Source organism: Peribacillus sp. BM1 (assembly GCF_056679975.1).
Genome location: NZ_CM155259.1, coordinates 81,350 through 103,929, shown reverse-complemented (window position 1 = coordinate 103,929; position 22,580 = coordinate 81,350). Strand labels below are relative to the sequence as shown.

Below are 22,580 nucleotides of genomic sequence, written 5' to 3'. Positions count from 1 at the left end.
TAATAGTGAAAGGGTTAGTCAATTTTGTCTTAAAGAATAAACTAGCGGTATGGCTGCTTACTATTATCATTACGGTATCTGGTATTTATTCAGGTACGAAAATGAATATGGAGACGATCCCCAATATTTCGATTCCTTACTTAATGGTCATGGATGTATATCCTGGAGCAACTCCTGAAAAAGTAATGGAAGATGTGTCCATGCCGATAGAGAAAGCGGTAGAAAATCTTGAAAACGTGAAATCCGTTTATTCAAATTCCTATTCTAACATGGCAAGTATTCAAGTGGAATACGAATATGGTGTGGATATGGACGAGGCGAAACGTGCCTTGCAATCTGCGTTAGATGCAGTGAAATTACCAGAAGGAGCACAAGAGCCGACAACTACAGCGATTAGCATGAACATGATGCCAGTTGTTGCCTTAAGTGTAAGTAGTTCAAAAGAGGATATTGTTGAATTAACGTCAACGGTAGAGGAAAGTTTACTGCCAAAAATCGAGAAAATCGATGGTGTTGCGTCGGCAGCAATTACAGGTCAGCATATTGAAGAAGTAGACCTTACGTATAACAAAACAAAGATGACTGAACTCGGCTTAACAGAAGATCAAGTAAAGCAAATGATTCAAGCGAGTAACGTAGCTGTTTCACTAGGTCTTTACGAGTTTAAAGCAGGGGAACAAGCCGTAGCAATCGACGGTAAGTTCATGACAGCTGATGAATTAAAGAATATGCTTATTCCGGTAACACCAACAGCTGCAAGTCCGTCACCATTTGTGAAACTGAGCGATATTGCTACCATTGATGTAGTTGGTAAAGTACAATCCGTTTCACGTACAAATGGTAAAGAGGCTATTGCGATTCAAATTGTCAAAGGGCAACAAGCAAACACTGTTGATGTTGTAAACAGTGTGAAGAAGTTAGTCAAAGAAGAAAAGGCAAAATACGATGGTCTTGTCATCGATGTAACTCTTGACCAAGGTGCACCAATTGAAAAATCCGTTTCAACGATGATTGAAAAAGCGTTATTTGGTGGTTTAATTGCCGTATTAATTATCCTTCTATTCCTACGTGATTTTAAATCAACGATTATTTCGATCGTATCGATTCCAGTTTCAATTTTCATGGCTTTACTGATACTAAACTGGATGGATATTACGCTAAATATTATGACACTTGGTGCGATTACGGTGGCCATCGGTCGGGTAATTGATGACTCCATCGTAGTCGTTGAAAATATTTATCGTCGTTTACATTTAAAAGAAGAGAAATTAACAGGTCGCGCACTTGTACGTGAAGCGACAATTGAAATGTTCAAACCAATCATGTCATCTACATTAGTAACAGTTGCGGTATTCGCGCCACTTATCTTCGTTGGTGGTATGGTCGGCGAGCTATTCATGCCGTTCGCACTAACAATGGCGTTTGCGCTTTTTGCTTCGTTAATTGTTGCGATTACAATCGTTCCGGCGCTATCCCACTTCTTATTTAAGAAGAAGTTATATGGTGAAAAAACCGAAAGTAGCCATAAAGAGGCTGGTAAATTAGCTAAATGGTACAAAGGTATCCTTACTAAAGCACTTAACCATAAAGTTATTACTTCCCTAATTGCGATTGTTTTATTAGCTGGTAGTTTGGCGTTAACGCCATTAATCGGCTTTAGTTTCATGGGCAGTGAAGAAGATAAAGTGATGTACTTAACGTACACACCAAAAGCAGGCGAGCTTAAGGATGAGACATTAGCAAACATTCATGTTGTCGAAGAGAAGTTACTTAAACATGATGATATTGATATTGTTCAAGTTTCTGTAACAGATAGTGGCGATCAGATGTCAGCGATGATGGGTGGCGGAGCAGGTGGCGGATTAATGTACCTAATCTTTGACCCGGAAATGGATAACTTTCCAGAGGTTCGCACAGAAATTGAAAAGTATGTGACGAATATTGGTCAAACAGGCGAATGGAAGAGCCAGAACTTCTCATCTATGTCGGGATCGACAAATGAAGTAAGCTACTCATTTTATAGTGAAAATCTAGATAAACTAAATGAAACGGTAAAACAAGTAGAAGACGTAATGAAGAAAACGGACGGTTTAAAAGATGTTTCTTCAAGTGCAGAAGATGCCTATGTTGAATATACGTTCAACGTAGCGCAAGATGAATTGCTGCAGTATGGGTTAACAACAGGGCAACTCGTCATGATGTTAAGCCCAGCAAAAACACAAGATGTTTTAACAACGGTTGAAAAAAATGGTGATACATTAGATGTAATTGTTCAACAAGAACAAGCTGCACAGCCAAAGTCAATCGATGATATTTTAGCAACACCAGTACCAACAGCGCAAGGTAATACAATGCCACTTTCTGAACTTGTAACGGTTAAGAAAGGGACGACTTTAAATACTCTTGCACGTAGTAAAGGTGAATACTACGCAACAGTTTCAGGGGAAATTATTGGTGATGATATTTCCAAAGTAACAGCTAAAGTAGATAAAGAGATTGATCAATTAGATTTACCTAAAGGTGTTACAGTGGATGTTGCTGGTGTAACGGCAGACATGACTGAAACATTTACACAACTTGGTGTAGCTATGGCTGCGGCAATTGCGATCGTCTACTTTATCCTTGTGGTTACATTCCGTGAAGGTGTCGCGCCATTTGCGATTCTATTCTCGTTACCATTTGCAGTAATTGGCTCATTTGTTGGCTTATTAATCGGCCGTGAAACGATCTCTGTCTCTGTTATGATGGGTCTATTAATGTTAATCGGTGTCGTTGTAACGAATGCCATTGTACTTGTAGACCGTATTATTCATATGGAACGTGATGGTATGAATATGCGCGAAGCGATTCTTGAGGCTGGCGTAACGCGTCTACGTCCAATCCTTATGACCGCAATCGCAACGATCGGTGCATTGATCCCATTAGCGATTGGCTCAGGCGGCGGTGGATTGATCTCCAAAGGCCTTGGTATTACAGTAATCGGTGGTCTAGCAAGTTCGACGTTATTAACATTAATTGTTGTACCAATCGTTTATGAAATCTTATCGAAGCTATTCAAGAAAAACCGTAAAGAAGTAGAAGAGAACTAATGGTTTTAGCCCTACAAGAGCATGATCTTGTAGGGCTTCTTAAACCCCAATTTGAGGGGGGACTAAAGCCTTGTATATCTTTAATACGAACAGGTAGATCAAACACGATACGTCAGTTTGGAATGATCTAGTATGCGTGCAAAATAACGATCTGTTTGATTGTGTGTCAGCTCATGCTATAATGAGACACTTAGGATAATTACGACCTTTGCTCATAATTGAACGGATGAACGGATGCCAAGAAAAGCCTCCGCTAAAGCGTAAATATGGAGGTGTTAGAGAATGAATAAACGATGGACGATCAGTAAAATTAAAGAATTTGTTGCGAACAATTCAGAAAGTAAGTTACTATCGACGGAATATCACGGTTTTTCGCAAAAGTTACTATTTAAATGTGCATGTGGTAGCAATTTTGAAAAAACATTTACCAAATTTAAAAATAATAACCAACGTAAATGTGAAGTGTGCCAACCGACAAAAGAGTCACGCTAAACGTATAGCGAATAAACGAAGTGCCGATTTCTATTAAGATAGAAGTTGGCGCTATTTTTATCCCGCATTAACGGGCAGTAAAACCCCCACTGATTGAAGTTTCACTTTATTGAAAAGAGACCGAGGCTTATCCTAAATACAGGACAGCCTCGGTCTCATTTGATTAATTCACTTCATATTCACTCACATTGCGCTCGACAACTCTTGCGCCTTTTGCACTCATGAATGATCCGGACGCTGTTGTGAACACATTGCTCGCTATGACTGCATCCATAGCTGTTTTCACTTTTTCTACGTCAACCGGTTCAATTGGATCAGCAACAGAAAGTGTTGCTGATTTACCGCCGTCGGTTAGAAACAATAATTCCAGTGTTTTTGCCATTTTCTTCACCCCTTTCATTCCTTAGAAAATTAATTGGATAGAACCGTTGTCCCGATTTGAGCGACTTTTGATAGAGGGTGCATTTGTAACCCTGCGATCGCTTCAGCTGCCGCTAAAATATCATCTGAAGCAGCATCTGTTTTTACATTGGAAAATGATTTACGCTTCACAATCGGTATGCCTTTTTCATCCATGCCTGTTTCAAACTCTAAGCGGATCGTTACAGCTTCAAGAATTTCAATTGCCACGTTGCTCACCTCCTTTCGCTTTCTTTATAAGCGTTAAAGCAGAAAAAGTAGCATCGGGGGGAAAGTTTTTAAACGAGTTTCTAGATTGAATTCCGCCTTTTTTAAAATTAATATCTGAACACCTTAACTGCAATCAGTAGCTACGGCTGTAGCTTTTAAATAAGGTTTGATCAAAAATACCCAACAAGCCAGCATTTTACGATAAACAAAAAGAATCCATTTAATAAAAAAGATTGTTCAAAATGGATTCTTATATTGTAGTATTAAGATTGATTTTTATAAAAAAGATTGATCATTTACTCTACCACCTTCTTAATAAAATTCAACGTTACTTATCAGTTTCCTACTTAAACAATCTGGTTCTTATGCAAAGAAAGCGCAGATCCATACTATGGAAAGGCGCCTCTTAAAGGAATAATAAAAATATTGTAACCGTTACGTTTGTTTGGATCCTTCTTCTTATACAGGAAGCCTATCATCCCTTTGAAGAGATTTTTGCAAGGCAATAATCTCATTCTGTATACTTGGAAACTCTTTTATTTCAGGGACGTTTTTAATATCTAGTGACTGTTTTCGAGCGGTGGCATTCGCCATCGTTTCAAAAACATAAAGCAATCCGGCAAGAGTTTCGTCTGTAAGAATAGGACGTCTAGTAGCTTTTGCAGCATTCTCCAATAAATACTCTAATTGCTCGATGAAAAATATAACCGGCCAGTAGTATTCAAAAGCCCTTTGATTAACTGGAATCTCTCCTGCAGCTGTATTATATAATGTTTTTAAATTAGCTAAATTTGTCCGCATTTTCATGCCTTCCTTGCTTTTTGTAGCATTAAAATTAATTCCTTGATCAGAGAAAAGAACGAATAAAAATTGCGCCTGACTTCGAAGCGTTTTGGTTATTAAATGTGAAAGACGACTAGAGGCGGAATACCTACCTACAATCCATATTCCTATAAGGCCAATCACAATCCCAATAAAAACATCAATTAATCTAGCTGAGGCAAAATAAGAAAAGCTAAAGCTGCCATGACTCGTGCTTTCAGCCATCAACAGTGCATTTGGTGTAAAGAATAACGCAGCTAAACCATAATTTTTCACAATAAACAACTCTGTAATAAATGTCAAAAGCAGAATCAAGAAAGTGAGAATGTATCCAGATGGGTGACTAGCAAGAATCAAGCTAGCGATCAGAATACCTATGATTGTACCAAATCCTCTTTGAATGGCACGATGATAGGTAGCGACCATTGTTGATCCGGCCAAAACGGCTACACAGGATAGCGGCACCCAATAGGATCGTGTCAAATCCAGCTGATAGGCGATAATCGCTGCGATAATCGTAACAATGCCAAGTCGTATAGACGTAAGGAAAACAATCGAGTTTTTATCAAAGGCACCCAATAGGATTGTCTTAAGTGACGGTTTGGAAATTCGAATCACTTGATTAATTTTGGATACTGGTTCATTCATAATCGCGTCGGCTTCATAAATTTTTTCAATTAGTGGAACAATTTTTTGATCGATCTCTTCAGGCAGAAGAATTTCTTTAACAACACTCTCACTTTGTGTTTTTTGATTCAGTGAATGTGCCAAATGTCGAACAGACTCTCCTACTTCCGCTGGAATGCTTGAGTTGCCTTCTGAAAAAGCTTCAAGGATGTATAAAAATAGCTTGTTTGCATGATCGTTTAATACATATAATCGTTTAAATAGATCCGTTTGTCGCCAAGGGATAGATCCTGCCGCAAGTGTTTCTTCTGCTTCTTTCAAAACGGACATAACACGATGTCTCGCATCACTAAATTTCTCGGTACCAATTGAATCAAGAAATGTTGCTAGTTCTAAATACACTCTTCTTACTACACCTGTTTCCGGACCATGGGGATCAAAGAACCAACCGATCATGGCAATCACCCACGATAGGGCTCCTCCTAGAAATACAAGGCCAGCACGCAATGGGGCAAGCTCTGGATGAACAGGCATACCTGTTGTCATAGCAAAAACTAAAACGAAAAAAATCGCAGACGGTCCATTAATTTTTAAAGCTCCAAAAATAAACATAGCTACGGATCCAATAATCCCCATCAAAATCGCTATTGCAAGTGGATAAGGGGCAGCAAGAGTCCCTAATGCAGAGACTAACGTCATTCCAAGTATGACAAAAAATAACTTTTTAGCCCTTTGAGCATAGGGAATATTAAATACGTAAAGATAGGTAAAGCCTCCCATCCCAGCTATCAACCCATATTCTAGATTTCCAAATAATAATCCAATCATAACTGGCAGAGCTGCCGCTACTCCCGCAGAAAATGCCTTTATCCATGGAAACGGCTTACGATTCACAGTCAATGCCTGTTTTATAATGGATGGGGATTTGGGAGAGGTAGATTTAGATGTCTCTTTCATACTGATCCTGATTGCTCCTTTGCTAAAATCATTAACCTAATAATATACTTAGAACAGAGTCGTAATAGCTTTTTATGAACCTTTATTTACCCATTCTCCGGCAAAAGGCCATATAATAATGGCTACTTATAAAAATAGTGTATCCACCTTCCCAAATTTGTAAGCACCTACATGAACCTACCAAATACAAGGAAGAGCTGTTAATAAAAAAACTGATATTTCCTATTATACTTCTGTAAAGCTATACATAGCTAATTGTCTTTTTTATGAATTCCATGCATTATTGTAATATCACCTTTTTTTTGGAGGAATTATTCATGGATTGGCATCAACTAAAATATTTTCAAACATTGGCGAACATTGAGAACTTTACGAGGGCTTCTGTTGAATTAGTTATTTCTCAACCGGCATTGAGTCGTTCGATTTCTCGACTTGAAGAAGAGATCGGTGTTCCTTTATTCGAACGGAAAAGTCGTGGAGTCATATTAAATAAATATGGTGAAATTTTTCTACAGCATGCAAATCGAGCTTTATCAGAAATAGATGCTGCAAAACAAGAAATTAATGATTTAATAAATCCCCTTCATGGAACGATTTCACTAGCATTTATTCAAACTCTTGGCTCCAGTTTTGTGCCTGAGTTAATTAGTGCCTTTCAAAAAGAAGCATCAGGAATAAACTTTCAATTGTATCAGCATGCAACAAGCAAGATTTTGAACCAATTAGCATCTACGGAAATTGACATTGGTTTCTGTTCACCACAAGAACCGATTGAAAATCTTAGCTCTATTCCAATCGTGAATAATGAATTATTTTTAATTGTACCCATTACTCATAGACTTGCTGGTACAGATGAAGTCGATTTATGTGAAGTAGCCAATGATCCATTTGTGCTTTTCAAGCATGAAACAGCTATGCGTGATGTTATTGAGAGGCTTTGCCATGAAGCTGGATTTCATCCGAAAATGTCTTTTGAAGGCTTTGAGGAGAGAACCATCGCAGGACTTGTTGGAGCAAAGTTTGGCGTTGCCCTCATTCCTTTTATACCTGGTCTTGATAAAAGAAAAATTTCACTTATTCGTATTCGAAAACCACAAAGTTTAAGAGTAATCCGAATGGTTTGGAGAACAAATGGATATATGCCACCTGCAGTAGAGAGGTTCAAGACCTTTGTTGAAAAGACAATGCGGTTGTCTGAATATGAAGGCTAATGTAGCTTTGAAATAATGTTTGATCAAATTGATACTAATAACCTTAATAAACGAACAAAAGAAAGGAGCGTATTTTAAAAAAAGATTAATCATTTTTCCGTTTTTCTTATTTCATTAAAGTAGCAATAGGTAAGCCTTTGAAGTCATCTCCAGCTTTTCCCCTGCTCCGCACCGAACGTGCTAGTTTCCCAGCATTCGGCGCTCCATCTATCGATGTATACTGGATTATAAGTTCTTCGTTACCCTTAGACGTGAGATTAATCTACCTTTTCAAGCCCACATTCCATTCGGTATTGGTTTAGTTTCTTTATCATTGAAAAATTTAAACCGAATTTCTGTATTTCTGATGTGATTATTTCTGTATTTTTACGATGCACTAGCCGATGGATGTCCCTATGAAGGATGCGAAGATTGTTGAATCTGTCCGTTCCTCCAAGATGTGTTGGTACATAATGATGGCAGTGAACTTCATTAGCGGTTAGATTCCAACCTGTGATTTCACATTTTCCAATCTTCATACTAAAACGGCTGATGCGATTATCCATATACTCAACCGTCCTACCTGGAAGATTTGCCTTCATTAGTCTGCTGATTTCTAGGCTGACATTCGGCTTCAGTTTATCGTAAATTCTCTTTCTGCCTTCCTCCGTAAAAAGGGATAGGGTTGGACTAAAGTTCATTGCATTTACTGTTCTAACGTCCCCAATCGGAAACAGGTGGACTCCTGCGATTTTGAACGTTTTAACTTGTGTGCTATAGAACTTTTTGTAAGCAGTACTAGGATTGATTGGATGTCCATATTTCCCCACGGGACGAAGGCGATTATACAGAAAGGCTTTTAATTCGTAGGCAAGACGTGAGAATTCTAGATTGACATGTGTAGCTCGGTTAAAATAATTGTGAATGCCTAAAACAAAACTGTTAAAGCGTAAAACATTTTGAGTGGTAGGGGATGCTTTTATCCGTAGGATATGGATTTTAGCTTGTTCTTTGAGTTTCTCCCGCTTCTTCCGTTTAATGCCCGTGTGGGCAACTCTTTTACTTCTCTTCTTATTCGCTTTAATTGTAAAACCTAAGAATTCGGATTCTCTTTTTCGCAAATTTACGATTTGCGATTTTTCCGGTGAAATGTCTAGTTTTAACCGTTCCTTGAGGTATGATCTAACCGCGTGATACCACTTTTGAGCCGTTTTCCCATCTCGGCAGAGAATTTTAAAATCATCCGCGTAGCGGACAAGGTACCCTTCTTTGAGACTTGTGCGTTTCTTAGCGTACCTTTCTCCAGCCTTAGATTTATAGTTTTTCGAGAGAGGGAAGAACTCCCATTGGTCAGCAACCCACTGGTCTAGGTCGTTTAGTACCACGTTCGATAATAGAGTTGATAAAATCCCACCCTGAGGGACGCCTTTAGATGGTACACCTTCTTTATCAATTTCGGCCTTTAGCATTTTAGATATGCAGGCTAACACTGTTCTATCATGAATGCCTAAATTCCATAATTGTTTGATAAGAAGTGTATGATTCACATTATCGAAAAACCCTTTAATATCAAGCGCAACTACATAATGTAGCTGCGCTTGATTAATTAAAAATTGTACTCTTGCCATGGCATGATGAGTAGACCTTAACGGTCTAAAGCCATAGCTGTGTTTGTAAAAATGGGCTTCAGCAATTGGCTCAAGAACCTGTTTAAAACACTGTTGAATGATACGGTCAAGAATACATGGAATTCCAAGCGGTCTTAGATTACCATTTTCCTTTTCAATCCATTTTCTTCTGACCTTCTTAGGTTGATAGTTCTCTAGTTTTGTTTGAATTACACTCACTAATTCATTTTCCGTGAGCTCCTTGATATCATTGATGGTTTTTCCATCTGTACCAGGTGTTTTAGCCCCTTTGTTAGATTTAATTTTACGAAAAGCCAATAGGATGTTCTCTCTGGATGTGATGATTTCATAGATATGGCTGAAAATATCCTTATTACTAGCTTTTTCATATAAATCCGTAAAGGTTTCCGTCATATTGTAGTAATCCCAATATCTCAAAGTTGACACTGTGGCATCCCTCCTAATGGGTGATGTTCCCACATTCTTACCCGATCGGTGTCATTCACGTGAAGAAAATAATCGTTCTCATTCGTTAGACTTGGGGCTGTTCCTCCACTCCCATTACAGAAGTTTCGTCGGTCGTACCCCTACCTTCACAAGAGCAAATGCATTTCGGTTTTCACCTTATAGCAACCGTTAAGGATGACAGTCCTTGTTTCAACGTCTCTTGGTTCCCAAGTACCTTACAACATAGCTATCCGTTCTAGACGTAGGTGCTTCCTTTAAACCTGTGAGCTGGATACCGCCATTGTTCAGTATAATGTATTTCAGAGGGCCAAATTTTACTCTACACCACTCACCCCATCGTAGGATGGGACATAGCTTTCACTATGTTCAATCTATAGACCCTTAAATTCAGAAGTTCGTCAGTTCCTTTAGAGGGGAACATCCTCACCCTATCTAGTTTTTCAGCCACCCGGCATATCGGTTGGCATACCTTTTCCATAGGAATGGCTTTAGCTTTCCTTCTGCCGACTCTACCTGTGCTTCGAACCCCATGAACTGTCTTTCATGACGCACGCAGGAGTCTTGATGAGATAGTTTCAGAAAACATGGCTTCGTCATTCCTATCCTCCGTTGTAAAGTTGAAGCTAATTTCATAAACTTCCTGTGTTTTCACGCCATAAGGCGTTTATCACAGAACTTGTCGCGCTGGCCCGGTTGTTGAACAAAGAAATGCCCTACAAAATAGATAGTTTTATCAAACCTTTTTACAAATTATCAATTTTTATTATAAATGATCAGACTTTTTATAAATTATCGAACTTTATTTTAAATCCACAGCGGCGAGTTAAATTCCAAAGGTCTTAGTATTACAGTAATCGGTGGTTTAACCAATTCGACGTTATTAACATGAATTGTTGTACCAATCGTTTATGAAATATTATCTAAGCTACTCAAGAAAAGCCGTAAAGAAGTAGAAGAGAACTAGTGGTTTTAGCCCTACAAGAACCAATGGGATAGAGGGTCTGGGAGTGTTTAGTCCACCGATGTAACAGCCCCACTGCTCGTTAATCTTTCAGGTTCACATAGAACTTTTAGGTGAATACATCGATACGACAGAAACCCCTTCCTCAAAAATGTGTTAGCATTTTAGGTGGGGGAGTATTCATTTGGGAGCAAGTATGCTGTAATAGTGATAGAACAATTGTTCATCCTGTTCTAAGTAGTCAAAGAAGTGAGGAATTGATCGTGAAAAAATTTAAGAAGTTTTACTTAGAGATTACAAGTGTATGTAATCTTGCATGTAGCTTTTGTCCGCCAACAGAACGACAGAAGCAATTCATTTCTGTGGAGGATTTTTCTAAGAGATTAGACCAAATTAAACCGCACACAGACTACATTTATTTACATGTAAAAGGTGAGCCGTTGCTCCATCCTAAAATAGGCCAATTGTTAGACGTAAGTCATGAAAAAGGGTTTAAAGTTAATATCACAACCAATGGAACATTAATTAATAAAAAGAGAGAAAAATTATTAAATAAGCCTGCGCTAAGACAAATGAATTTCTCACTCCATAGCTTTGATGGCCATATTGGTTCTAAAGATAAGGAAGGGTATGTGAAAAGTATCCTTTCTTTTATTAAAGAAGCAACGAGTCAATCAGAAATGATTGTTTCTCTGAGATTATGGAACCTTACACAAGACAATACGACGAATATTGAAAGAAAACGAAACAGAGAATTACTAGAAATGATTGAGAAAGAATTTGATTTAGACTACAAAATTGAAGAGAAGGTTGTACCAGGAAGCGGCGTGAAAATTGCGGACCGCATCTTCATCAATCAAGATTATGAGTTTCAGTGGCCTGCGTTACATGAAGAAGAAGATGATGGGAAGGGCTTCTGCTATGGCATGCGAAATCAAGCAGGTATTTTAGCAAACGGAACTGTTATTCCTTGCTGTCTAGATGGTGAGGGAGTTATCAATCTTGGAAATATTAATGATGATTCATTTTCTGATATTATCGAGATGGATCGAGCAAAGAACCTTGTAGATGGTTTTTCACGAAGAGTGGCAGTGGAGGAACTATGTAGAAAATGCGGATATCGCAAAAGGTTTGGAAAATAGATAGGCAAATGGTTAGGATTTAGTAAGTGAGATAGAGTCATTCTAACTCATTACCTCATTTAGATATAACGTGGTGAACCGTACACAAGTTAAATATAGTAATCAAATTGTGGAATATCACTTAGATTTAAAAGACTTTATTGTTATAGGATTAAGAGGTGAATATTTTACATTTGAAAATAACCAACTTTATTTTAACCCCGTTCTAAAATCAGAACGGGGTTATGCGTGTTTGTGGTTTTAAAATTAAATAACTTTATTGTCACTTTACAAAAGGGACTAGCATTTGTATAACATTTACACTCACAACCCGAATTTAATTTGAAAAAAATGTTGTTATATAAGGGATTTATTAATCGATTATTGAAAAAATGTTACAGATTAACAAGATGTACCGTTATTTACAATTATCAAAAATTAAAATCGGTTAATATGAGATTTAAATCGTTGGCATCCCAAAAAGTACACTGATAATGGTACTTTCTTAAATTCACGGGTGCATTAAATGAGAGTAATTTAGGATATAAATCGAAAAAAATTGGAGGTGTCTAATGTTATTGAGAGAACAATACTAACAAATTTTAACATGGTTCGAACATAAAAATTTGTAAATTTCAGAATACAAAAAAAGCAATATGCGTGTAAATTGATCATCTATTGTAACATAAAGCCAATTAGTAGAATTTGTTGGACTAATTAATATAAAGGGAGAAGAGATATGGAAGCATTAAAACTTAATGAAGAGCCTCGAAAACATAATGAAAAGGAAAGTAAAAGTAACAAGGCGTCTATTTATCGAATCGTTTGGAGATGGCACTTTTACGCAGGACTTATATTTTCCCCATTTTTAATTATTTTAGCTTTTAGTGGTGCTGTGTACTTATTCAAGCCACAAATAGAATCAATTTTATATCAGGACCTCTACTATGTGAAGGGGAGTCATTCATCAATAATATCTCCCTCAGAGCAGATAAGTCTGGTAAAAGAAAAGTACCCTGAAGGGATTATGAATTCGTATAAAACGTATGATGACCCATTACGAACATCAGAAATTAGTATTTCTAATGACGGACAATCACTTTCGGTATTTGTGGATCCTTATACAGGTACAATAAATGGATCGCTAAATTCAGAGAAGAAATTTACAGAGATATTTAAAAAAATGCATAGCGAATTAATAATAGGCGGTACATTCGCCAACCGCTTGGTGGAACTTGCTGCATGTTGGTGTGTGATCTTGCTTATAACTGGTTTATATATATGGTGGCCTAGAAATAAGGCGTCTATCTGGGGGACTATTCTACCTAGATTCAATAAGAAAGGCCGGCTATTCTGGAGAGATATGCACGCTGTTCCTGCCTTTTGGTTGTCGTTATTCGTTTTGATTTTAATAGGGACAGGGCTTCCGTGGTCAGGAGTAATGGGGGAACAAATAAACCGTTTCGCTACTGCTACTAATACAGGAACTCCTCCCTATGCTTACAGCTGGGATGCAAAACCAGAGTCTATTATTAGAACGAGAGATGTTGCACAAGATGGACCGTGGGCAACTGAAAATTTAGTAGTGCCTTCTTCTAAAAAAAGTAGTTATTCAACTATTTCACTGGAAGACGTTTCTTATATTGCTGGAAATAACAAGGTGGCAAAGCCTTACAGCATATCTATGCCACAGTCTGAAAAAGGCGTATATACCGTCACAACTTCCCATACAAAACCAGGAGATAATGCTACATTAAACATTGATCAATACAGTGGAGCTGTATTAACAGATGTTCGTTTTGATGATTATGGAATTACCGCAAAGGCCATAACAGTCGGTATTGCATTACATGAAGGAAGATTATTTGGATTAGCCAATCAAATCATTGGTCTCATTGTATGTATAGGATTAATCGGGGTGGTTATTAGTTCATTTATCATGTGGAAAAAACGTAAACCTTCTGGTAAATTAGGTGCTCCTTCTAAAGTTCATGATAAGAAACTAACTAGAACTGTATTTTTTATCATGCTTGTATTAGGAATAGTAATGCCGTTAGTTGGTATTTCTATAATTTTGGTGTTTTTATTAGATCGTTTTGTTATGCCTAAATTTAAGCCGTTAAGAGGGTGGATGAATTAATAGAAGAAGAGAGGATATTTGAGTACCATGAGAAAATATATTTTCATACTATCAGCATTTATACTTGTTTGTATGATTAGTGGATGTAATGCAACTAGCAGTTCCTCTCAAGAAAAAATGCAAGTAATTGATGCTGACATCATACTACCTGATGTTGCGCTGAACCAAGAATGTATATTCAAAGTTCATGTAACGCAGGGATCTAGCAATGTAGATGATGCACAAGATGTTCAATTTGAAATTTGGAATGCTACTACTCAAAGTAGTGAAATGCTTCAAGCTGAGTTTACAGGTAATGGAACATATACTGTTTCTAAACAGTTTAGTAAAGATGGAATCTATTATGTTCAAACTCATGTCAATGCTCGAGGACTTCATGTCATGCCTAAAAAACAACTTATTGTTGGGGAAGTCTCAGAAGAGGAAATAAATGCTTTAGGAGAAGAAGCTGTTAAGAAAAGCAAGCATCAGGGGAATCATCATTGAACGATTGATTTAGATAAGAGAGATGTATGACAATACCTGTATACCCTGCTGCCGATAAAATTCGTATTTTTACCTGCGGCTAAGCAAACCTGTGAAATTCGGTTCTAGTAGTGCTGCCCCGATTGTTATGCCTGTTTGGATTTTAAAATTAAATAACTTGATTGTCACTTTACACAAAGAGGTCGAGGCTATCCTAATTACAGGACAGCCTCGGCCTCTTCTGATTAATTCACTTCATATTCACTCACATTGCGCTCGACAACTCTTGCGCCTTTCGCACTAATGAATGATCCGGACGCCGTTGTGAACACATTGCTCGCTATGACTGCATCCATAGCTGTTTTCACTTTTTCGACGTCAACCGGTTCAATTGGGTCAGTAACAGAAAGTGTCGCTGATTTACCGCCTTCGGTTAGAAACAATAATTCCAGTGTTTTTGCCATTTTCTTCACCCCTTTCTTTCCTTAGAAAATTAATTAGATAGAACAGTTGTCCCGATTTGAGCGACTTTTGCGAGAGGATGCATTTGTAACCCTGCGATCGCTTCAGCTGCTGCTAAAATATCATCTGACGCAGCATCGGTTTTTACATTGGAAAATGATTTACGCTTCACAATTGGTATGCCTTTTTCGTCCATGCCTGTTTCAAATTCTAAGCGAATCGTTACAGCTTCAAGAATTTCAATTGCCATGTTGCTCACCTCCTTTCACTTTCTTTATAAGCGTTAAAGTAGAAAAAGTAGTATAGGGGGAAAGTTTTAAATGAGTTTCTAGATTGAAAGATAGAATTTCGATTTTTTAGAGCGTTAAAGGAATCCGCTTCAATGGTCGCTTAGAGCCTTAGTCTTGCGGTCTTTTTCGGTGTATTTACTATTTCAATTGACAGAATAATTCAGTTCCCTTATGGTTGAATGGAAATAGATGGGGGGAATGGCTGACGGTAATGTGGAAAGTAAATAACTACTATTATTTCGCTAACACAAAGGGGAAAGGGAGTAGCATGTTTAGAGAATAGGAAGGAGAAAAGGACATGTGGTTTCTTTTCGCAGGAGCTGCGGCTATCTGCTTCGGGATTAGGGGAATTCTTTATCAATGGACGTCACAAAGACCGATTGATCGTAATCTATTACTTTTAGGCGTCTATATATCTGGTACTTTGATTGCTTTGATTAGTAATGTTATCGCCAAACAACCGTGGTCGAACGGCGCATGGTATGGAGTTTTAATGGGATTGTTTTCATATATAGCCAACGCTTCTATGTATAGAGGGTATGCGGTGGGTAAGGCCTCGATTATTGCTTTATTTTCAGGACTGCCGCCACTAGTTGTCGTAATTGTTGCCTACATACTATGGGGAGAGGCTTTATCAACCTGGCAATTAACCGCGTTTTTTATTGTCTTATTAGGCCTCATCCTTATTAAATATTCACAGGATTTGAAGCTCAATCAGTTAAAAGGGATTCAATGGGGAATTCTAACGATGCTTTTCTTCGGCTTTTCAGATGTGTCCATCAAACAATCAACCATTGCTGGTGCTGCAACACTCCCGGCACTAATCATCATGTATGTAACCGGAACAGTATTGTTTGGTATTACCTGGGCCATTTCTTACGCAAAGAGTAAATCTATTGTTCAGGAAAAAGATCAGTATGGGGAAGCGTCAAACAAGACTACACAACAAAATAACGTTCCGCACTGGACTTTGAAAAGAACGTTAGGCTGGGGAATGTTTGTAGGAATTACGAATATAGCGGGCATGATGTTTCTCTTTCCCGCATTCCGCGGCGGGATCACCGGAATTGTTTCGGCCATTAGTGCAATGAGCGTTGCACTCGTCATTTTATATGCTCATTTTTATTTGAAAGAAAACATGAGTAAACGTGAAATTACGGGACTTATCGTTACGGTTGTAGGAATTCTTGTCTTACGCCTAACCTCTTAAACAAGTACGCAGATAAAATGTGTATTCAAAAAGAGCAAAGTCGTTTAAGAGATGATAGTCTCTTAAGTCTTATGTGGGAGGAAAATGAATGGGTAAAACGATTAGATGGAGAAGGTTGTTAAACGTTTTGGATGAAAGATGTAACTGTTGAGATGAAAAATCGATGTTATAAGAATGGATCAATATGGAAGTATACACAAGATAAAGTGAAACTTCAATTAGTGGGGGACTTGACTTTCCGTTAATGCGGGATAAATCGAGAAGTAATGGGCTAAAGTGAAAAGCGAACCGTACTTAAACGTATAGGTACAAGCAGCATTACGATTGCAACAAAGTGAAAATAAGAAAAAAGCTTGCAGAGTGGTCAGATTGAGACCTGTCCTGCAAGCTTTTTTTTTGAACTAGAAACAAAAGATAAAGCGTTTTCGCGGAAAAAAGAAAAATTTTACAAACAATTAATAATATTGGAATTAAAAGTAAAATTATATAGAGGATTAGTAGGTGAAAACGCTACATTTCATTAAAATATCAGGAATTGCATACAGAAAATTTATAATATAAATCAAAGGATTAAATATGTCAAGAGTTAGAGAACAAAACGAGTTGAGTTTTAAAGAGTGTAAAGGGAATTTCTCCATTTAGTAATTGAGAGAGTTTTACAAAAAGAGTGCTTCATAGCATAATAGGCAAAGATAACCATTACTATAGTTCGACAAAGAGGTGTAAGACATGACATATCAAGAAATGAAAGTCACGATACCAGGTAAATGTTTTCAATCTTTTGGGAAAAAAGTCTTGATTTCGCAAATTAAATTCCAGACATTGCAAGCGATTTTTGAGATTGATCAAGAGGTTCAAAGAAAGTTAGATATAAAGCGGAAATTTGAAATCCGGGATTTTATCATTCAAACATTGGAGGAAAATGATTTCTATTTCTCGCCATTTATCTTCTCTAGTAGAGGGAACATTGTCGAAACCGATGGAGGTGGCGAACTTTCAGATGGTTGTAAAGTTTATATACTTGACGGGCAGCACAGAACTGCAGGATTGATTGCGGCGATTACTCATCTGCAAGGCTTACAAGAAACGGCAGAACTAATGGATAATCAAATGGAATTAAGGAAAATTCAAGCACAAATAAACAAGTTGAAGACATATCCGATTAGCGTCCAAATTTATCTCGACTTAGACAAGCAAGAGGAGCAGCAGCTTTTTTCAGATTTAAATACAAAAAGAAAAGAACCGCATTTAGGCTTGGTGATGCAGTATGATCAGCGAGACCATTATGCAGACATTACACGGAAAATTGCAAGCCGCTTGGCATCTAAAATGGAGATTGAAGATAAACTATCACGGATTTCGATGAGCAACTCGGCGCTTACTTCCCTCACAATCATGAGACGCTGTTTGCTTGCTCTTTTCGATGGAAACTTAACGGTTAGTACAAAACGGGTCAAGCTCGGAGGACTTACGAATGAAGAAGCTGTTACAATCGGAACGGCATTTTTTGAAACTTGGCTCACGATTTTCCCGAGGAATCCAGCGAATCGAAAGAAATTCACATCTGGCTATAGCGGTATCCAAATAGCACTTGGTTTGACAGCTTTTCTATTGCATAAACATCATAAACTCTCCTACGAAGAAGCATTTCAGCAGATGGAGAAACTTCAAACATATTGTACATGGAAGCATGATGATCCACACTATCCTCACATCTACGACCAGCAAAGGAAACGAATCAACAATCACTCAAGAACGACAAGCATGCAAAAAACAGCGATAGCATTTTGCGACAGTTTGGAAAAAGAAAGGACGTGGTAGGATGAACCTTCAGGAATTACGTACAAAAAAAAGGAGCATGACTTCCTTTTCTATCGAAGAGCTAATTTCTCTCGTTCGAAATGGCCAAATACAGGTAAGAGAGACAGATCAGACAAGGGTCCGCTCTATCAGAAATTATTTATTGGAAAACGCCCTAACAGAAAATATTTATATTCCACCATTGATTGTGAACTTGGAGGAAGGAGAAATCAACGATTCATCTACAATGAAATTCTCAATTATTGACGGTTCACAAAGAATGAAAGCCTTCGTGCAGCTAGAGGACAGCATTTTCAAAGCGTTAAAGTCATTTGATGATACGAAGGTAGAGCAAGCTTATAAGCTGAAATATCTTATCAAAGAAACACATATCGCACTCCAAGTATTTGAAAACCTCTCAGAAGCAGAAGCAGCGCAGCTTTACCTTGATGTGAATTTAAAAGGGAAGAAAGTAGCTCTCTCCAAGCGGATATCTTTTGATTCTCGGAACCATTTGAATGTCATCACAAATCAAGTGTTGCAAAGTCATTCAAACTTAAAAATAGCCGGGGTAGAGTTGGAAAAACAAAACATTATCCGACCGAAAAATAAAAATTTAGTTTCGCTATCCCAGTTAAGGCAAATCGTTGGTATCTTCATCACGGGTCACTTCGCAACGAACATTGAAGACAAGATCAAAACAACCTATTTACAAAACGGGGAATACCTCCAACTCATCCACCTTTGGCTTGATCAACTCTTTAAGCTATGTCCACCAGAGGAAATCGGCGATTATCAACAGTCTATGTTAGCAAGCTACCCAATCCTAACCGCAGTTGCTCAATTTGCCAACGACAAAATGGAAAATCAGCCCTTTACAAATCGACAAGAACTCATCGTGAAAAGAATGGCAAGTTTACAGGATATAGACTGGACACCGGATAATCCAATCTGGCAAGAAGAATTCAGAGGTGCGTTTAAAGGACGTAAGCCACTATTTTATCTAGAAAATGACAAAAGCAATATTAATAAACTACAAAACTGGCTCTATACTTGTGGGAGGTGATGATCATGTGAAAATAGCGAAAAAAAAGAAAGAACCCATGAGCAAGGGTCCTCCGAAGACGTTGCTCATGGGCGTTTCAGTCAGGATGAATCCTGTCTTATTGTCTAGTATACCTTTTTTTAATCATTAGTAAAGAATTGGCGATTAAAAAGGAAAACAGACCAAATAGAGAAAGTGTATGGAAACAGAAAATGTATTGTGTATGGATGATAGAAATGAAGGATTGGTTTTAGCTAATAAAGTGAAACTTCAATCAGTGGGGTTTTCTTCCCCCCCACTGATTGTTAGTTGAACCAATCGGGCTTTTACGGGCAGTTATCCCCCAACCTACGCTTCTTTGATTCCTCTAAGCCTTGAGGTAGGGGGCTTACTGCCCGTTAATGCGGGATAAATCGGAACAAAGGAACGTGTGAATAATCAATCACCTAAATGAGGAGTGTCGATGATGTTCAGTAAACGATTCTATATAATAAACAGAGAAACAGTATGCTTATTTTCCGAATATGACAAGCAAGGAAATGAAAATACCAGGGTAATAGAAGGAAAAGGTTCTATCCTTGTTAAAAAGCCAGTTAAAGATGTACTCGAGGAATCCTTTAACTATTATGCACGCGATTTAGATGGGGCCATAGTAGGAGCACGTTCGATTCTTGGCGGGAAATACTTTTTGCCAGTTGCGCTAAATGCCGAGCATGGAATTATTCTAGCTCCTTTCCACGCATCAAATAGTAAAAAGAAAATCTGGATCGTTACCTCAAAAATCATTAGACCTGAGGTGATTTCTAATAAAGAAACGATTTTACACTTAATGTATGGACACAGCATTACTATTTTACTAAAAAATGAACAAGTCGATAAACGGCGCGGCTACGCAGCTGTGCTTCAGATTACCTTACAAGTACGTCATACGATTGAAAAAAGCAGGACTTTACTATATGAACCAGGTAGCGGATTTACAATAATAGAAGAAAAGGGAGAATATAACTTGCATTTGAGAAAAGAGGGGAAGGAAGAAGAGGAATAAAATAGATGAAGCAGCTGACTTTTGGAGTTGGCTGTTTTTTTGTTACGAGAATTAATAAAATCAATAGGATCTATGGTTACCAGAAAATAGATCATATTATTTGGTGAAAATATTGTATCATTACATTATAATATAGTATTTGTTTGTATACAAAGTTGCTATATGCTATTTATAGAATATATAATAGATGGAACAAGTGTTTGTTTTCGGTAAGCAAGGTAGGAGTTGGGAAAATGAAGAAGTATAAAGTTATTGATCTTTTTGCAGGAGCCGGTGGTTTAAGTAATGGATTCGAACAAACTGGTAAATTTGAAGTTTTAGGTGCTGTTGAAATAAACGAATCAGCAGCTAAAACATATATAAAAAACCATGGTGAAGATGAAAATATAATTATTAAGACGGAAAATGGTATTAGTGATATAACAAAAATTAATTTTCAAGAATTTTTGAAAATGAAAAATGTTTCTTCAAAAGAAAATATAGTAGTAATTGGTGGCCCTCCTTGTCAAGGATTCTCAAATGCAAACAGGCAAAAAAATTACTTGATATCGGGTAATAACCAGCTGGTAAAAGAATTTGTAAGATCTATTATGGAGATTAAGCCAGTAGCATTTTTAATGGAAAATGTGAAAACGATGGAATCTAAGACTCATAAATTTTTTATAACGATATCTGATGGAGATCCTACTTCAAAATTTCATTTAGGATCGGAAGAGCATATGAAGGAAATTTTGAAAGGCAAAAGAGATGATGAAACTTTATGGACAGAAGAGGGAATTACATTAGTAAAAAATGATTACAGCCATCTGCGTCCAATTTTTGAACAATACTTAGAAAACAATTATTATCTCAATTGCCGAATTAGTCACTTTTTGTCAAAAGAATCCCTTTCAAGATTAAAAGTAATTGAAAAACGTGCAAATATAGAGGGAACAGTAAAGTTAAAAGATGATAAAGAAAAAAAAGAAATTCAAGATTTGATTCAACACTTGAATCTATATAAAGAAAATCAAGATTATGAAGAAATAAGTAAAATCAATGCATCAATTCTATTTGATAACGCTGAAGAAGCTTTGATCAGGATACACTTTGAAGAAATTTTAAGCAGTGATTTTCATGATCAGATCGTTCCTCTAATTACTTTAAATAAGCTATTATTAACTTTAGAGGAATTAAAGGGAGAAAGAATTGATTTTATAATAGACGAGAATACAATAGACGGTAGCCTTATCAAAGCAAAAGTCAAAACTTATAATATAGTGAAGTATTTAAAACTAGTCTTTGAATGGCTCGGCTACAAAATAGATCCAAATGTATTAACTGCTTCAAACTATGGTGTTCCTCAAAAAAGAAATAGATTTATGATTCTTGGAGTAAAAGCTGGGAATAAAAAAACTAAAGAAGTAAAATTACCTGAGCCAATAATAAATAAAAATTTCACAACAAAAGACGCAATAGCGGATTTAGAGAGTATTCCTCCGAATACTGATATTCAAGTGTCAGCACAAAATTATGATATAACTGAAATTATAACGCCATTGCAGTACTACTTTAGGAAAAATTCTAAAGATAATAAGATAAAAAATCATGTGAATACAAAAAGTAATGAATTAAGTGTTAAAAGATTTGAGGAGATTCAAAAACTTAAGGGTAAAAATTTTCACAGTTTACCTGTAGAACTAAAAAGTACTTATGCAGATGCATCGAGGACGCAAAATACTGTTTATTTAAGACTCAACTATGATGAACCATCACCCACTGTTGTGAATGTAAGGAAATCTATGTGGAGCCATCCAGAAACAGCAGTTGCTATAAGTATTAGAGAAGCTGCTCGATTGCAATCTTTTAGAGATGATTTCGAATTTGTCGGTACAAAGGATCAGCAATATCAACAAGTTGGAAATGCAGTACCTCCATTAATGGCGAGAGCAGTTGCTGAACAAATGCTGAATATTTTAGGAGAATCTCCTGAAGAAGGATTACAAGAAGAATTAGACCAAAGCTTCGCAAGATTCTCTGGGGAAGATCACAAATAAAGCTTAAAAATAAAAGCAACTGTAGTGATACAGTTGTTTTTATTTTGGGAAAAAAAGTTAATTACGTAATGTTATCTTTCCTTCAAAATATTTTTGATATAA

General features: G+C 37.1%; 17 protein-coding genes. 11 read left to right on the top strand and 6 right to left on the bottom strand.

Annotated features, from left to right (window positions below; translation table 11 throughout):
- Positions 1 to 5 precede the first annotated feature (5 nt).
- Positions 6 to 3,089 (top strand): efflux RND transporter permease subunit, encoded by a 3,084-nt coding sequence (locus AC1MGI_RS00490; protein ID WP_480347721.1) that lies wholly within the window; start codon positions 6 to 8, stop codon positions 3,087 to 3,089.
- Between the two features lie 282 nt (positions 3,090 to 3,371).
- Positions 3,372 to 3,581, top strand: a complete 210-nt coding sequence (locus tag AC1MGI_RS00485) for a hypothetical protein (protein ID WP_480347720.1) — start codon at positions 3,372 to 3,374, stop codon at positions 3,579 to 3,581.
- A 163-nt stretch (positions 3,582 to 3,744) separates the two neighbouring features.
- On the opposite strand, the gene AC1MGI_RS00480 is transcribed toward AC1MGI_RS00485, so the two are convergent.
- The 3 genes from AC1MGI_RS00480 to AC1MGI_RS00470 form a co-directional block, all read right to left on the bottom strand.
- Positions 3,745 to 3,963 carry a DUF2922 domain-containing protein gene (locus AC1MGI_RS00480; protein ID WP_480347717.1) on the bottom strand — a complete coding sequence of 73 codons (219 nt, stop codon included), beginning with the start codon at positions 3,961 to 3,963 and terminating at the stop codon, positions 3,745 to 3,747.
- A 29-nt stretch (positions 3,964 to 3,992) separates the two neighbouring features.
- The gene (locus tag AC1MGI_RS00475) at positions 3,993 to 4,211 is read right to left on the bottom strand and encodes a DUF1659 domain-containing protein (RefSeq protein ID WP_480347716.1); all 219 of its coding nucleotides are present in this window, start codon (positions 4,209 to 4,211) and stop codon (positions 3,993 to 3,995) included.
- Positions 4,212 to 4,670: 459 nt separating this feature from the next.
- Positions 4,671 to 6,617: an FUSC family protein gene (locus AC1MGI_RS00470; RefSeq protein WP_480347714.1), complete on the bottom strand. Its 1,947-nt coding sequence runs from the start codon at positions 6,615 to 6,617 to the stop codon at positions 4,671 to 4,673.
- 317 nt (positions 6,618 to 6,934) lie between these two features.
- Here AC1MGI_RS00470 and AC1MGI_RS00465 point away from each other — a divergent pair, with 317 nt between their 5' ends.
- Positions 6,935 to 7,828, top strand: a complete 894-nt coding sequence (locus AC1MGI_RS00465; protein WP_480347713.1) for a LysR family transcriptional regulator — start codon at positions 6,935 to 6,937, stop codon at positions 7,826 to 7,828.
- Positions 7,829 to 8,085: 257 nt separating this feature from the next.
- On the opposite strand, the gene ltrA is transcribed toward AC1MGI_RS00465, so the two are convergent.
- On the bottom strand, positions 8,086 to 9,882 hold the full coding sequence (gene ltrA / locus AC1MGI_RS00460; RefSeq protein ID WP_480345917.1) for a group II intron reverse transcriptase/maturase: 1,797 nt from the start codon (positions 9,880 to 9,882) through the stop codon (positions 8,086 to 8,088).
- 1,245 nt (positions 9,883 to 11,127) lie between these two features.
- On the opposite strand from ltrA, the gene AC1MGI_RS00455 reads away from it, so the two are divergent.
- From AC1MGI_RS00455 to AC1MGI_RS00445, 3 genes are all read left to right on the top strand, one after another.
- Positions 11,128 to 12,006: a radical SAM/SPASM domain-containing protein gene (locus AC1MGI_RS00455; RefSeq protein WP_062176266.1), complete on the top strand. Its 879-nt coding sequence runs from the start codon at positions 11,128 to 11,130 to the stop codon at positions 12,004 to 12,006.
- 718 nt (positions 12,007 to 12,724) lie between these two features.
- On the top strand, positions 12,725 to 14,125 hold the full coding sequence (locus AC1MGI_RS00450; RefSeq protein ID WP_480347711.1) for a PepSY-associated TM helix domain-containing protein: 1,401 nt from the start codon (positions 12,725 to 12,727) through the stop codon (positions 14,123 to 14,125).
- Between the two features lie 27 nt (positions 14,126 to 14,152).
- Entirely contained in the window at positions 14,153 to 14,611 is a 459-nt protein-coding gene (locus tag AC1MGI_RS00445; protein ID WP_480347709.1) for a FixH family protein, read from the top strand.
- Positions 14,612 to 14,835: 224 nt separating this feature from the next.
- Here the strand turns inward: AC1MGI_RS00445 and AC1MGI_RS00440 are convergent, their stop codons facing one another.
- Entirely contained in the window at positions 14,836 to 15,054 is a 219-nt protein-coding gene (locus AC1MGI_RS00440; protein ID WP_480347708.1) for a DUF2922 domain-containing protein, read from the bottom strand.
- A 29-nt stretch (positions 15,055 to 15,083) separates the two neighbouring features.
- Entirely contained in the window at positions 15,084 to 15,302 is a 219-nt protein-coding gene (locus AC1MGI_RS00435) for a DUF1659 domain-containing protein (protein ID WP_062176294.1), read from the bottom strand.
- 338 nt (positions 15,303 to 15,640) lie between these two features.
- Here AC1MGI_RS00435 and AC1MGI_RS00430 point away from each other — a divergent pair, with 338 nt between their 5' ends.
- The 5 genes from AC1MGI_RS00430 (at position 15,641) to AC1MGI_RS00410 (ending at position 22,478) form a co-directional block, all read left to right on the top strand.
- Positions 15,641 to 16,552, top strand: a complete 912-nt coding sequence (locus AC1MGI_RS00430; RefSeq protein WP_480347706.1) for an EamA family transporter — start codon at positions 15,641 to 15,643, stop codon at positions 16,550 to 16,552.
- Positions 16,553 to 17,281: 729 nt separating this feature from the next.
- The gene (locus tag AC1MGI_RS00425) at positions 17,282 to 18,373 is read left to right on the top strand and encodes a DNA sulfur modification protein DndB (RefSeq protein WP_480347705.1); all 1,092 of its coding nucleotides are present in this window, start codon (positions 17,282 to 17,284) and stop codon (positions 18,371 to 18,373) included.
- A gap of 1 nt (position 18,374) precedes the next feature.
- Entirely contained in the window at positions 18,375 to 19,418 is a 1,044-nt protein-coding gene (locus tag AC1MGI_RS00420; RefSeq protein ID WP_480347704.1) for a DNA sulfur modification protein DndB, read from the top strand.
- Positions 19,419 to 19,860: 442 nt separating this feature from the next.
- Positions 19,861 to 20,442 carry a competence protein ComK gene (locus AC1MGI_RS00415; protein ID WP_480347702.1) on the top strand — a complete coding sequence of 194 codons (582 nt, stop codon included), beginning with the start codon at positions 19,861 to 19,863 and terminating at the stop codon, positions 20,440 to 20,442.
- Between the two features lie 233 nt (positions 20,443 to 20,675).
- On the top strand, positions 20,676 to 22,478 hold the full coding sequence (locus tag AC1MGI_RS00410) for a DNA cytosine methyltransferase (protein WP_480347700.1): 1,803 nt from the start codon (positions 20,676 to 20,678) through the stop codon (positions 22,476 to 22,478).
- The last annotated feature ends 102 nt before the right edge of the window (positions 22,479 to 22,580 follow it).